The organism is Alkalihalobacillus pseudalcaliphilus (genome assembly GCF_028610675.1).
Lineage (GTDB): Bacteria > Bacillota > Bacilli > Bacillales > Bacillaceae_D > Alkalihalobacillus > Alkalihalobacillus pseudalcaliphilus.
This window is the reverse complement of sequence record NZ_JAQQWS010000005.1, coordinates 132273-145517: the sequence shown is the minus strand read 5'-3', so window position 1 is coordinate 145517 and position 13245 is coordinate 132273. Positions and strand designations below refer to the sequence as shown.

Genomic DNA, 13245 nt, shown 5'->3' with positions numbered 1-13245 from the left:
CTATGAAGTAATTGATCGTATTGATTGATAAACTCCTTTTAGTAAAGACTTTGCTCAGTAAATTTTCCTGTTTTTCTCGTCACCTATGCCTGACTTTCTATAAAAATACGTATTAATCATATCACGCCATTGCCTTGCATTTTCAATTTGTCTATCGAGGCGATTCATAACATTCTCATATTTTTCTTCCTCTATTTTTCCTTTTAAACGATACCAGCGGTCTTTTAACTGGATAGCCTGTTCAACGCCTTCAAAATGAGTATCATATATATGTTGGATCACTGTCACACCAGACTTTAATTCATGTGTGTATGGGACATGATGGAAAAATAGTAACAATTCATCTGGGCACGTTTCAATAGATTCATACATTTTCTGATTTTCCTCAAAGTATTGAGCCGTATAACCTGTACCACTTTTAACTGTTCGATCAACCCCAATTCCTTGATGATCAGCAAAATGATACGTGCCCCATACCGAATATTCATATCCATCAACATTAGGACCATAATGATGATGGGGGTTCACCATCCAACCTACACCAAGTGGTGACGTATAGTTTTCATATATCGACCAAGATTGGAGAAGCATCCAGGTGATTTCTTCAATCACTTCAGGCTGATCACCAAATGTCAGCCGAACCCACTCATCCGTTATTTCTTCAACTGTTAAGTTAGGATCCCAAACAATCCGTCCATAGGCATATAAATTGGCTTGGGCTAGTTGGTGTCCTGTCCAATTATCATTATTACCAATATTAACTACAGCTGTAATTCCACTTTTGGCATAGGCAAATGTACTTCCATCGACAATATGTTTAATCGGCGTGCCTTCCCCATTAGCGAATGTATCGAATTCAAGGATCTCTTTCCACTGAGGAAGCAAATAACATAAATCAATCTGTTGTCCAGTATATTCTTGTGTCACTTGAAACTCCAACATTTGATTGGTCGATTTCATGGCCCCAAACAAAGGTGAATTCGCTTCTCTTACCTGGAAATCCATCGGTCCGTTTTTAATTTGTAAAATAACATTTTCTTTAAACTGACCATCCAATGGTTTGAAATGATCATAAGCGGCTTTTGCCCGATCTGTTTGACGATCACGCCAATCCTGCAAACAATTGTATACAAAAGTTCTCCAAATCACATGGCCATTATGTGGCTCCAACGCCTCCGCCAGCATATTTGCACCATCAACATGGTTTCTACCATAAGTGAAAGGACCTGGTCTGTGTTCAGAGTCAGCCTTAACGACAAAGCCACCGAAATCAGGAATATGTTGGTAAAGCTCATTCACCTTTTGCTGCCACCACTCCCGTACATCTTGTTCAAATGGATCCGCTGTTGACAGCTCACCTAATTCAATCGGACTGGCGAAATTTATACTTAAGTAAAGTTGTACTCCATAATCTCTAAATATCTCAGCAACGACAATTAAATCCTCCATAAAATGCGCTGTTAATAATCTAGTTTCAATAGAATGAACATTCACATTATTAATCGAGACGGCATTGATACCGACTGAAGAGATTAACCTCGCATAATCTTTAATTCTAGTAAGATTTTTCGTAAATTGATTGTTTTCAAAAAAGATGGATTGGCCTGCATAACCTCGTTCAATGCTACCATCCATGTTGTCCCAATGATTTAACATTCTTAATTCATTTTTTGTATTATTCTTACTATTTAACTCAGATAAAGAAACACCCATTTGAATGATTCTTAAAAAGTGAAAGCTGCCATATAATAGGCCCCGTTCTGTATTTGCCCCAATAAGAATCTTAGGCTCATCAAAATCATTCAATGTTTTAATGATATATCCATCTTCTTCTAAGCCGTCAAACAAATGCTTGTCAACTGACACTAATTGCTCTTGACTATTTACAAGCCACAACTGATAAGGACTCTCTGCATCCTCCACTTTCGGTTCTGATCCCGTCAATGCGGTTAATGCATGTTTAAGTTCGGCTATTGCTGATTGTCTAATTTTTGATTCTTGCAAAGACATCACACTTTTTAGCCACTTTTCATTTTCATCTAACCAAGCCTGATCCGTGATTTTCTCATACCTTAACCATGCCCGATAAGCTTCTGAACGACATTCATTTATCATAAGATCCCTCCAAAATAAGAATAAAATTCATCTAACTTTATCCATCGAACAAACTAAGTCTACATGATTAACTATCATTTTGTAAACCCTTACATACTACCTTACTCAAATTACCTCATCCGCAGTCACTTCGCCACCAACAAAGATGAAAGTAGTGGCGACTATTAAAACAGTTGGTCCGTTTACAACTCCATCACCATGAGGAGTCGCACGCACAAAAAGGGAGCAGTATCCAGTTAAGGTCATCTAGCACAAGATGGATGACCCACTAACTTCAAGACACTAGCCATCGTCCCTAGCTACACTTTCATATAAAAAACTACCAACTCATATAGAAATTGGTAGCAAAAAAACTTTATTTAATTCCTAATACACGATTCACACGTTTCGTCAGCATCTTCATTCCGCCGCCACCTGCTTGAAAATGGCGTAATTGACCTTCTTCGTCAAAAACATAGTACGCTGGTACATACTCATTTTCAAAAGCATCTGTGAGCTTATGCTGATTGTCAACGAATATAGGTTGAGTAATACCATGCTCCTGTGCTACCTTTTCAATCTCCTCTAAGTTCAGGTCCTTTTCGGAACGTGGCATATGCACAGCAATTACATCTAATTGGTCTTTATACTCATCACGAAACTCGTTAACATTAGGCATTGCCTCTTTACATAAACCACAACTAATTGACCAAAAGTGAACAAGCAAAGGCTTCTTAATATCCTCTGTTTTTACTTCACCGTTTAACCAAGTCGTCGCTCCTTCTAATGAAGGCATTGGTGATCTTAATTTTAGAGCCATCGTTTTTCCTCCTTAATCACAAATAATAGCATACAAGAGGCCTAACTAAGGTTAGACCTCTTAATCATATCATTAAACGTTTAATGTTTCTTGTCCTGGCTTCCAATTAGCTGGGCAAAGGCCACCAGTTTGTAACGCTTGAAGAACACGTAACGTCTCTTCTACATCTCTTCCGATGTTATTGTGGTTAACAACTGAGTACATTAACTCACCTTCTGGGCTAATGATAAATAAACCACGAAGTGCGATACCTTCTTCTTCAATTAAAACACCATAGTCACGAGCTACTGCGTGATTCGTGTCAGCCGCTAATGGATACGCTAAATCGCCTAATCCGTTATCATCTCTTGATGTATTGATCCATGCTTTGTGCGTGTGAATCGTATCTGTAGATACACCAATTACTTCAGCATCCAAATCTTCGAACTCATCAAAACGGTCACTTAAAGACGTGATTTCTGTCGGGCATACGAATGTGAAATCCATTGGGTAGAAAAATAAGACTGTCCATTTATCTTCTTTCATGTTCTCTTCTAAGCTAACCTTACCAAATTCTTTATTTGGTAAAACGGCATCCATTTCGAATCTTGGAGCTTGTTTACCAACCATACGTTTATCTGTCATTACTAATTCCTCCTTAGAATCTATATGCTGACCCTATTTAGATACAGCATCTTTTGATACGTTACCTATTATAACTAAATTCTACTTGTAATGAGAAGTGAAAACCTAGTTATTTTCACTGGATTGTCATATTTATAGAATAAATGTAAAAAATATCTCTTTCTCTATGCACTAGTATTGACAATTTATTTAATAGGCAATCACACTTATCGAAATTCTTTCACTTTCCCCCGTTTGTTAAGATGACAAAAACCATAAAAAGAGTATGGCAGACCTTAAGCCTTCCATACTCTTTTGTTCTTCCACATTTATTAGTGACCTACTTTATTGGCTACTTGCTGACAAACTTCTTCTGCCGTCATTCCATCTGCATTAATGACAGACCCTTGCGTTACCACATTTTGAATACCCATTACATTTTGATCCTGCCCAGAAATCACGCAGCAATCACATCCTTGTGCATCTTGCTCATTCTTTAATGTGACTGTTTCGTAGCCTTTTGATTGTAACTCTTGTGCGACATCACTTAATGTTTGTTCAACACCAATTCTTGCCATACTCTTATACCTCCATGTTTTTAGGGACTTGTTGCATTTGTTAGAATATCCCTATACGGAGAAATTATGCATGTTCTTTACTCGGCTCATAACCGTTGGGAGAAAAAGTCTGTAAATAACTCAATCGCAACAGTTATAGCTTCTTCATTCGGCTCAATTCTTGCATCATGTAAACCGTAAGGACTATCCACCCCTAACCAAACCATAAAACCAGGGATATCTTCTAAAAAATAACCAAAGTCCTCACCCGTCATGGCTTCCTTACATTGAATATATTGAATGGCAGGTTTCTTCGCTAAAAATTGCTCTAGTTCATTGATTAGCAACTCATCATTGTATACTTGACAATAATTTGAACCATAATCAATTGTAGCATCACACTCAAATCCTACTTCAATTCCTTTCAATAAAGCTTTGATTCTCTTTTTAATAGAATGCATGGATTCGATCGATAACGAGCGAATGGTCCCTTCAATTCGGGCTGAATCAGCAATTATGTTTTGCTTCGTCCCACCTTTTATAACCCCAATCGTTACGACACCCGAATCAAGGGGATCGATATTTCTTGCAATAATGGTTTGAAGCTGTGTAACTAAATGACTTGCCGCAACAACCATGTCATTGGCTGTATGTGGGTAAGCCGCATGACCGCCTTTTCCTTTTAAGTCAATAAAAAGCTCGGAAGTATTAGCAAATAATAATCCTGGCTTAGACGCAACTTCTCCAACCTTATAGTCAGGGGCAATATGCAAAGCAAAAATCTCATCGGGCTTCCATTGACGAAACTCAGCTGATTGTAATAATGGCATTGCCCCACCTGGACCTTCTTCTGCAGGCTGAAAGATAAATAAAAGATTCTGTACGGGTTGACTTTCAGCAACTTGAGTTAATATACCTAGGGCAATTGCCATATGGAGGTCATGTCCACAAGCATGCATATAATCAGTGTGTTGGGAGCGAAATGATTGATACGTTGTTTGTTCAGCTATCGGCAACCCATCCATATCAGCTCTATACCCAAATGTCCTATTACCTACGGAGCCTTTAACGAAAATAAGTATACCCGTCTTCCACGTTTTGATTTGAAGCAAATCCTGCGGTAAGGTTTGAATGTATCGCAAAAGATATGCTTGTGTTTTATATTCAGCAAAACCTGGTTCAGGAATTTGATGGAGCTCTCTTCTAATCTCAATTGGCGTTGGTCTATTCATCTTAACACCTCTCATTGGCTTAGCTCGTCTAAATGCCCTTGAATAGCAGTTATTAAACGTTCTATTTCTGCAATAGATATCGTTAACGGAGGTAATAAACGAATAATCGTTTGCTGTGTGACATCTACCATATATCCATCGTGGAGTAACTGCTTTTGTATAACCTTCACCTGTTTAGCATCAAGAGTTAAAGCGATCCCTACCATCATTCCCTTTCCACGGATACTTTCAATATAGTGAGGGAATTTACCCTGTAAACCTTCTAAATCGGTCCAAAGCTTCTCCGCAACCTCTACACTTTTCTTCATCAAACCGTCCTCAAGTAAAACCTCTAAAACGGTATTTCCTAAAGCAGCACTTAATGGTGAGGGTGCAAAGGTAGTTCCGTGATCCCCTGGTTGAAAAAGTTTTACGTATGGATCAGCAACGATAATTCCCCCTAAAGGTAACCCCCCTCCTACACCTTTTGCAAATAAAATCACATCAGGCTCGATACCTGCTTGCTGATAAGCAAAAAAGGTTCCCGTTCGACCGATTCCAGTTTGGATTTCATCCATACAAAGTAAAACTCCATATTGTCTACAAAGGGCTTGAACCTCTTTCAGATAATTTTTAGATAGTGGGACAATGCCCCCTGACCCTAAAATTGGCTCCATGAGAAGTGCCGCAGGTTGATGTTCTTTAAAAATGAGCTCAAGTTCTTCAATATCCTCAGGCTTTGTTTCATAGACAGGAATATTTGTCGTTGGGAAATCTTGGTACACTCCTGGCTGACGTGTTAATTTGATCGCTCCTAAAGTACGACCGTGAAAGCTTTTTTCTAAAACAACAATACCTTTTTGATGTTGCCCTGCCTGGACAGAATGTTTGTGGATCAGCTTAATTGCCGCTTCTGTAGCTTCCGCACCTGAATTGGTAAAAAAGACTTTTCCGTCTATGGAAAGTTCCACTAACCTCTCTGCTAGCATGATTGCTGGTTGATTAATGAAAACATTAGAAATATGGAGGAATTTCTCCCCTTGTTCTTTTAATGTTTGGACAATTTTAGGGTGAGAATGTCCTAATATATTTACCGCCAATCCTGTAAAGAAATCTAAATACTTTTTACCTTCAACATCTATTAAATAACTACCTTCCCCCTTGGCAATCGTAACAGGTAAGCGGTTATATGTAGACATAATGGCTTTTTGATCACGTTTTATCCAATCCAACTCTCTCTCTCCTTTTGCTTTATGTAAGGAAAGAGCCTTGCTGACGAGAGTTCCCGTACAACAAAGCTACTTTCAAATGTTCCTTAAATATCTTCATTTAAACGACGTAATTCTTTCTTGATCTCCGTCTTACCTTTTGTTTTTTCATCGATTTCTTTAATAACACGAGCCGGAATACCAGCAACAACCGTATTTGGTGGTACATCTTCGGTTACAACCGCACCAGCAGCTAATACAGCACCTTTTCCAACGCGAACTCCTTCTAATACAACAACATTTGCCCCCACTACTACTTCGTCCTCAATAATGACTGGTTGAGCAGAAGGTGGTTCAATGACCCCTGCTAATACCGAACCAGCACCGATATGGCAATTCTTTCCTACAGTAGCTCGTCCACCTAAGACAGCGTTCATATCAATCATTGTACCTTCACCAATTACTGCACCAATATTAATGCTTGCTCCCATCATAATGACAGCATTATCACCAATTTCAACTTGGTCACGAATGATAGCACCTGGCTCAATACGAGCATTAATCCCTTTTAGGTCAAGCATAGGAACTGCCGAGTTACGACGGTCATTTTCAACCACATAGTCCTCGATTTTTGCACTGTTTTCTTCTAAAACAGCTTCAATTTCTGTCCAATCTCCAAAAAGAACACCTGTATTTCCTGTTATAAATGTTTTCGTATCATTTCCAAAGTCTATTCCTGCAATATCACCTTTAATATGAACTTTCACAGGTGTTTTTTTCTTACTTGTTGAGATAAATTGAATAATTTCATTTGCATCCATCATTTTCATGGTTATGTATCCTCCTAAACATATTCTAATCTTCTCTTATGATAGAGATTTCTTCTAAAAAAAGCAAACAAATTATCATAGATAAAAAAGAAGTTAATCTAGAATTATAAGCAGACCCGTTATTGTAAAAATACTTAGTATCGTCGTAACCAAAGTTACTGTTGATACATATTGAGGCTTTGAATTAAATTGTACGGCAAACATGACAATCATCGCAGCTGTTGGCATTGCTGCAGTAACAATCAGTACCTTTTGTAAGAGTGGATCAATGGGTAACATCAAAGTAATCAAAAATGCAATAAAAGGTGATAAAAATAACCGGGTCACGACAGAGAACGATAATAAAGACCAGTCAATTTGTGTAAATCTAATTGTCGCTAACTGCATCCCTAATATAATCATGGCAACAGGAATGGATGCTTCCGCTAATAAGTGTATTGGCATTTGTATGGCTCCTGATAAGTTTACATCAAAAATATTCACAACCAAGGCTATCAACATCGCATAAGTGGTGGGCATCGTGAAGATCGTTTTTAAAGCAACACTTATTCCTAATGAACCTCTTGCCGCATAATAAACACCAACTGAATTATTAATCATTGACTGTAACACCATGTACATAACAGCAAAAGCGAATCCAGCCTCACCATACGCAAATAATATGATCGGTGCCCCGTAATTCCCTGCATTTTTAAATGACGTTGATAGGATTAAACTACTTTCTGTTTGCGAATCTAATTTTTTTATCTTAACAAACACCTTATTTATGATAATCAAAGATACTAGTAATAATAAAGAAAATACGAGCATATAAAAATAGTTGATGTTTAAAGGTGAACTGGTGAAAGTTCGAAAAACGAGTGCCGGAGTTAGCACGTAAATCGCTAATGTGGATATCGGTTTAATATCTACTTTCCGCCAAGATTGAATTAAATAACCGACTAGAAAAATCATACAGACTGGGAGAACCACTTCCAAAAACATACTCATACTGATCGCCTCTTTTATTCTTACATCATTAAATGAGATTAGTATAGCATATCTTACGTAAAGCCAATTCGTGTTCTATAAAATAAGCAAAGCCGGTGACATTTTGGCTAAATGTCACCGGCTCATTGTAGAAGAAACAATCCTCTTGCCTATTTATTCACTTGAATCAGGATTTTCTAATTGCCTTGCTTTTACTTCTAGCTCTTTAACCTTTAACTCCAGTTCTTCTTCTTTTTCTGGGTCGGTTACGATTAAATTCTGGCTAGGGATAGCTACATCCACTTGATCTTCCTTTAAGATTTTTAGAATCTCTAGATTAATATCCTCCTTTACATTCAAATACTCTGACCATACTGTCGTTTTAGTAAAGTAATAAATAAAAATACCTAGACGTGACTCCCTAATTTCTGTGAAATTAACCAAAATCAAATCTTGGTGTACATCCTTATGGTTTCGTAATAGCTCATCAATATCTTGAACAGCTTCTTTCACACGCTCAATTGGCGTATCGATCATGACACCTAACTCAAAGTCTACACGACGCTTGCTCATTTTAGACCAGTTCGTGATTGGACTATTAGCTAGCGTGGAGTTTGGAATCGTAACGAGTGTATCTGAGAAAGTTCGGACAAGCGTACTTCTAAATGATATATCCTCAACCGTTCCTTCTACCGCCGGTGTTTCAATCCAGTCTCCTTTTGAGAAAGGCTTCTCCGTCACAATTACAACACCACCTAAGAAGTTGCTAATCGTATCTTGGGCAGCTAATGATACCGCTAAACCAGCAACACCCATACCAGCAACAAACGCCCCAATTTCAATACCATGACCACTAATGATGATGACAAAAGTCAAGACAACAATGGCTGTCCGAATAAATTTTGACAAGAATGGAATCAGCATTGAATCGTCTTCTAAATTCGTTTTCTCAGCGAGTTTGGTAAAAAGCGTTGAGTGCTGGGAAAAATAATTAAAAAAGCCCCAACCAACTAAAGCAATGATAAACGACTGGTATAAATCATCTAAAAAATTGCCTGTCGTGTATGGCAAATACTTTAAGGCTAAGTATGAACCAATGACCACCCAAAACCATCTAAAGGGCTGTTCAAATGAGGCTAATATGTTAGAAATCGTTTCAGCGGGGGTTTTTCTTGCAACAGCTAGAATAAATTTGTATACATATTTTGTAAAAACCTTACGAAGCATAAGGAAAATTAAAAATATGATAATCGCAATCCCGATATCTTCCCAATGTAAATTTAGAAATCTATCCCACCATTGTTCCCAAACGGCTCGTTGATTTTCAATTTGCTCTTGCGTATCTTGAATAAGTTCGTCCATTTATTAATCCCACCTTTTTAATTCGACCTTATTTTACCACATCTATGAGTAGATGAAAGTAAAAAGGTACGTGAGATTAACGCATAAATATCAAAAATATAAGAATTCATACTATACCAATCATAGACTATCTCTTTTTCCAATCTTCCTTATCTAATACAGTCTGAATAAGTTTGCCAACATCTACTGAGTCCGTTTTATCCTTTTTGTTTTCTCCTGTATTTCCTATTAAGTCTTCTGCCCATTCTTCACCTAGCTCGAGTAAGTGCTGTGATAATTTAGGTGCCTTCTCCGTTAGCTTCTCTCTTTGCTTTTGATACATCGTTTTAACTTTAGCTTGGGTTCCAGGCTGCATCAAAAGTGCTCCCGCTACACCACAAAGTCCCCCAAAGATAGAACCTAGCATATACGAACGAACATAGTTTTTTTTACGTTTGAACATGGTTTTTTCTCCTTTTGTATGAAAGTGTAACTAAAGAACGATGGTTTTCCCCTTCGAATATCGCTACGGGAATGGGTTGGTGCAGGCTTCTTGGTTCGTACACTTGAATTAATTACTAGTTTATAATGGCGGTAAATACAAGCTATTTTTCGATATCAAATGAGCACTCTTTTTCATTTACGCCGTATTAAAGGTTCTTTTTCCGACTTCAATGCGGCGTATTTTGATTTGCTCCGCATTGGTGCCCAGTTTTCTCGCTTCATTGCTGCAAAGACCAACTTTCATGTTTGTTGGTGATGAGTAGCTGTGTCATGTTCTGCTTGTAGTTTGGTCTTATTTTGATACTTACTATGTTTTTTATTCATTTAATTTCACTTTGTTAAGATTCCCTCCATATACCTTCCTAACAAAACCGACATGGCGCATCAGCACTTACTTTCATACCAAAAACCCTACAAGGCATCATACCTATGTAGGGTCATTTTTTTATTTATTATTTAGCGATAACACCTTCATTACGAATCGTTGCTTGTGCTGCGGCAAGACGAGCTAATGGTACTCGATATGGAGAACAACTCACATAATCTAAACCAGTTTTTAAACAAAACTCAATAGAATTCTCTTCGCCACCATGCTCACCACAAATGCCTGTTTTCAAAGAAGGCTTAACCGCTCTTCCTTTCTTAACACCCATTTCTACCAACTGGCCTACCCCTTCATTATCTAACACTCGGAATGGATTCTCTGGTAAAACCTTATCTTCTAAATAAGATTGTAGGAATTTACCTTCCGCATCATCACGACTAAATCCAAAAGTAGTTTGAGTTAAATCATTTGTACCAAATGAGAAGAAATCAGCTTCATAAGCAATCTGGTCAGCCGTTAAGGCTGCACGTGGTACTTCAATCATTGTACCAACCGTGTATTTAACTTTTATGTTTGCTGCACCCAATACTTTATCAGCCGTATCAATTACTAATTGTCGCATTACCTTTAGTTCATTCGAATGACCCACTAACGGAATCATAATTTCAGGCTTCACGTGAATACCTTTTTTATGCATCGTAATGGCCGCATTAAAAATAGCTTCTGCTTGCATAGCGTAAATCTCTGGATGAATGAGTCCTAAACGGCAACCACGGTGACCTAACATTGGATTCATTTCAGATAACTCTTGAACTTTCTTTAATAACTCTTCTTTTTCTTTCAGTTCAGATGACTCTGGCTCTGTAAGACGTAAAGTAGTTACTTCTACAATTAATTCTTCTTTATCTGGCAAGAACTCATGTAATGGTGGGTCAAGTAAACGAACCGTAACCGGTAAATCTTGCATGATAGTAAAGATACCTTCAAAATCCTCTTGTTGAATTGGTAATAATTGTTGAAGTGCTACATTCCTATCTGCTAATGTAGACGATAAAATCATTTCTTTTACTAGTTTTTGACGGTCAGGCTGCATAAACATATGCTCCGTACGACATAGGCCAATACCTTTTGCTCCTAGTTCAAGCGCTTTAGCAGAGTCCTCAGGATTATCAGCATTTGCACGAACCTCAATTGCTTTTACTTCATCCGCCCATTGAAGAAGTTCGTTAAATTGCTCTGAAATCTTTGGTTCAATCATTGGCACTTCTCCGAGCATAATTGATCCTGTCCCACCATCAATCGTAATCGTGTCAAGATGTTTAACTTCTATTTCACCAACTTTAAAGCGTTTGGCAGCTGTATCAATTTTGAGTGATTCGACTCCACAAATACAAGGTTTTCCCATACCACGAGCTACAACAGCCGCATGAGAAGTCATTCCACCACGTGAAGTGACAACAGCCTCAGCTGCAATAATCCCTTGAATATCATCCGGTGTAGTTTCTGGACGAATTAATATGACCTTTTCACCTTTAGACTTATATTCCTCTGCTTCCTCTGAGTCGAATACAACTTTACCTGTTGCAGCACCTGGAGAAGCTGGTAAGCCTTTTGTTAGTTGATTGACATGAGCTTTATCATCAATACGACGATGTAATAATTGGTTTAATTGCTCCGGTTGCACACGGAGTAAGGCTTCTTCTTTTGTTAATATATGGTCGTTAACCATCTCTACAGCGACACGAACTGCTGATGCTGCTGTTCTTTTTCCGTTACGTGTTTGTAAAATATATAATTTACCTTGTTCAACGGTGAATTCAATATCTTGCATGTCACGATAATGTTTCTCTAATAACAATGAAACATCGACAAATTGTTTGAAAACTTCAGGCATAACCTCATTTAGTTGTGCAATTGGTTGTGGTGTACGAATACCCGCAACAACATCCTCACCTTGAGCATTTAATAAAAACTCTCCGTATAAAAGGTTCTCACCCGTAGAAGGATTACGTGTGAAGGCTACACCTGTCCCTGAATCATCACCCGTGTTTCCAAATACCATACTTTGGACATTTACTGCTGTGCCATAAGAGTCAGGAATTTTATTTAATTGACGATAGATGATTGCACGTTTATTGTTCCATGAGTCAAATACAGCGTTCACAGCTAGCATTAACTGCTCGATTGGATTTTCTGGGAAAGGTTGATTTGTATGCTTTTCAACAATGCCTTTATAGGATACAACGATTTCCTTCCAATCCTCTTCACGCATTTCAGGGTCATTCACATAACCTTTTGTTTCTTTCACTTCATCTAAATGGCTTTCAAAGAAATACATATCAACACCTAGAACGACATTTGAAAACATTTGAATAAATCTACGATAAGAATCATAAGCAAAACGACCATTTCCAGTTAATTCTTTTTGTGCTTCTACCGTAATATCATTCATTCCTAAATTAAGAACTGTGTCCATCATTCCTGGCATTGAAACGACAGAGCCTGAGCGTACTGATACAAATAGTGGAGCTTCTTTATCGCCTAACTTTTTATTTGTGCTTTCTTCTAACTTTTTTAATGACTCAATGATTTCATCTTTAATCGTTTCACTTAATGCCTTACCGTCATTATAATAATCATGGCACGCATCTGTGCTAATAGTGAATCCGTAAGGGACCGGTAAACCTATTTGTGTCATTTCTGCTAAATTAGCACCCTTACCTCCTAGACGATTCTTCATATCCTTATGGCCTTCATCAAACATATACACACGTTTTTGCATC

Annotated in this window: 11 protein-coding genes; all 11 read right to left on the bottom strand. The window is 37.9% G+C overall.

Translation table 11 applies throughout. The annotated features are described in order from the left end of the window. Positions 1–54: 54 nt before the first annotated feature. On the bottom strand, positions 55–2115 hold the full coding sequence (locus PQ479_RS12535; RefSeq protein ID WP_047987709.1) for an alpha-glucuronidase family glycosyl hydrolase: 2061 nt from the start codon (positions 2113–2115) through the stop codon (positions 55–57). 355 nt (positions 2116–2470) lie between these two features. Further along, entirely contained in the window at positions 2471–2914 is a 444-nt protein-coding gene (locus tag PQ479_RS12530; protein WP_047987708.1) for a TlpA disulfide reductase family protein, read from the bottom strand. 72 nt (positions 2915–2986) lie between these two features. Further along, positions 2987–3538: a peroxiredoxin gene (locus PQ479_RS12525; protein ID WP_047987707.1), complete on the bottom strand. Its 552-nt coding sequence runs from the start codon at positions 3536–3538 to the stop codon at positions 2987–2989. Between the two features lie 311 nt (positions 3539–3849). Beyond that, positions 3850–4095, bottom strand: a complete 246-nt coding sequence (locus PQ479_RS12520; RefSeq protein ID WP_047987706.1) for a YkuS family protein — start codon at positions 4093–4095, stop codon at positions 3850–3852. An 86-nt stretch (positions 4096–4181) separates the two neighbouring features. After that, positions 4182–5306, bottom strand: a complete 1125-nt coding sequence (locus PQ479_RS12515) for an N-acetyldiaminopimelate deacetylase (RefSeq protein ID WP_047987705.1) — start codon at positions 5304–5306, stop codon at positions 4182–4184. An 11-nt stretch (positions 5307–5317) separates the two neighbouring features. After that, a complete protein-coding gene (locus PQ479_RS12510; RefSeq protein WP_047987704.1) occupies positions 5318–6517 on the bottom strand; it encodes an aspartate aminotransferase family protein in 1200 nt (399 codons plus the stop codon). 83 nt (positions 6518–6600) lie between these two features. After that, positions 6601–7323, bottom strand: a complete 723-nt coding sequence (gene dapD / locus PQ479_RS12505; protein WP_047987703.1) for a 2,3,4,5-tetrahydropyridine-2,6-dicarboxylate N-acetyltransferase — start codon at positions 7321–7323, stop codon at positions 6601–6603. Positions 7324–7416: 93 nt separating this feature from the next. Beyond that, on the bottom strand, positions 7417–8313 hold the full coding sequence (locus PQ479_RS12500; RefSeq protein ID WP_047987702.1) for an AEC family transporter: 897 nt from the start codon (positions 8311–8313) through the stop codon (positions 7417–7419). A gap of 153 nt (positions 8314–8466) precedes the next feature. Further along, positions 8467–9654: a mechanosensitive ion channel family protein gene (locus PQ479_RS12495; RefSeq protein ID WP_069187709.1), complete on the bottom strand. Its 1188-nt coding sequence runs from the start codon at positions 9652–9654 to the stop codon at positions 8467–8469. 127 nt (positions 9655–9781) lie between these two features. Then, entirely contained in the window at positions 9782–10096 is a 315-nt protein-coding gene (locus tag PQ479_RS12490; protein ID WP_047987701.1) for a hypothetical protein, read from the bottom strand. Positions 10097–10589: 493 nt separating this feature from the next. Then, positions 10590–13244 carry a pyruvate, phosphate dikinase gene (ppdK, locus tag PQ479_RS12485; RefSeq protein WP_047988002.1) on the bottom strand — a complete coding sequence of 885 codons (2655 nt, stop codon included), beginning with the start codon at positions 13242–13244 and terminating at the stop codon, positions 10590–10592. Between the last annotated feature and the right edge of the window lies 1 nt (position 13245).

Bases quoted from the DNA above. Each gene is read 5' to 3' on its own strand.
- PQ479_RS12520 (WP_047987706.1), bottom strand. From the start codon at position 4,095: ATGGCAAGAATTGGTGTTGAACAAACATTAAGTGATGTCGCACAAGAG.
- PQ479_RS12500 (WP_047987702.1), bottom strand. From the start codon at position 8,313: ATGAGTATGTTTTTGGAAGTGGTTCTCCCAGTCTGTATGATTTTTCTA.
- dapD (WP_047987703.1), bottom strand. From the start codon at position 7,323: ATGAAAATGATGGATGCAAATGAAATTATTCAATTTATCTCAACAAGT.
- PQ479_RS12530 (WP_047987708.1), bottom strand. From the start codon at position 2,914: ATGGCTCTAAAATTAAGATCACCAATGCCTTCATTAGAAGGAGCGACG.
- ppdK (WP_047988002.1), bottom strand. From the start codon at position 13,244: ATGCAAAAACGTGTGTATATGTTTGATGAAGGCCATAAGGATATGAAG.
- PQ479_RS12535 (WP_047987709.1), bottom strand. From the start codon at position 2,115: ATGATAAATGAATGTCGTTCAGAAGCTTATCGGGCATGGTTAAGGTAT.
- PQ479_RS12515 (WP_047987705.1), bottom strand. From the start codon at position 5,306: ATGAATAGACCAACGCCAATTGAGATTAGAAGAGAGCTCCATCAAATT.
- PQ479_RS12490 (WP_047987701.1), bottom strand. From the start codon at position 10,096: ATGTTCAAACGTAAAAAAAACTATGTTCGTTCGTATATGCTAGGTTCT.
- PQ479_RS12495 (WP_069187709.1), bottom strand. From the start codon at position 9,654: ATGGACGAACTTATTCAAGATACGCAAGAGCAAATTGAAAATCAACGA.
- PQ479_RS12525 (WP_047987707.1), bottom strand. From the start codon at position 3,538: ATGACAGATAAACGTATGGTTGGTAAACAAGCTCCAAGATTCGAAATG.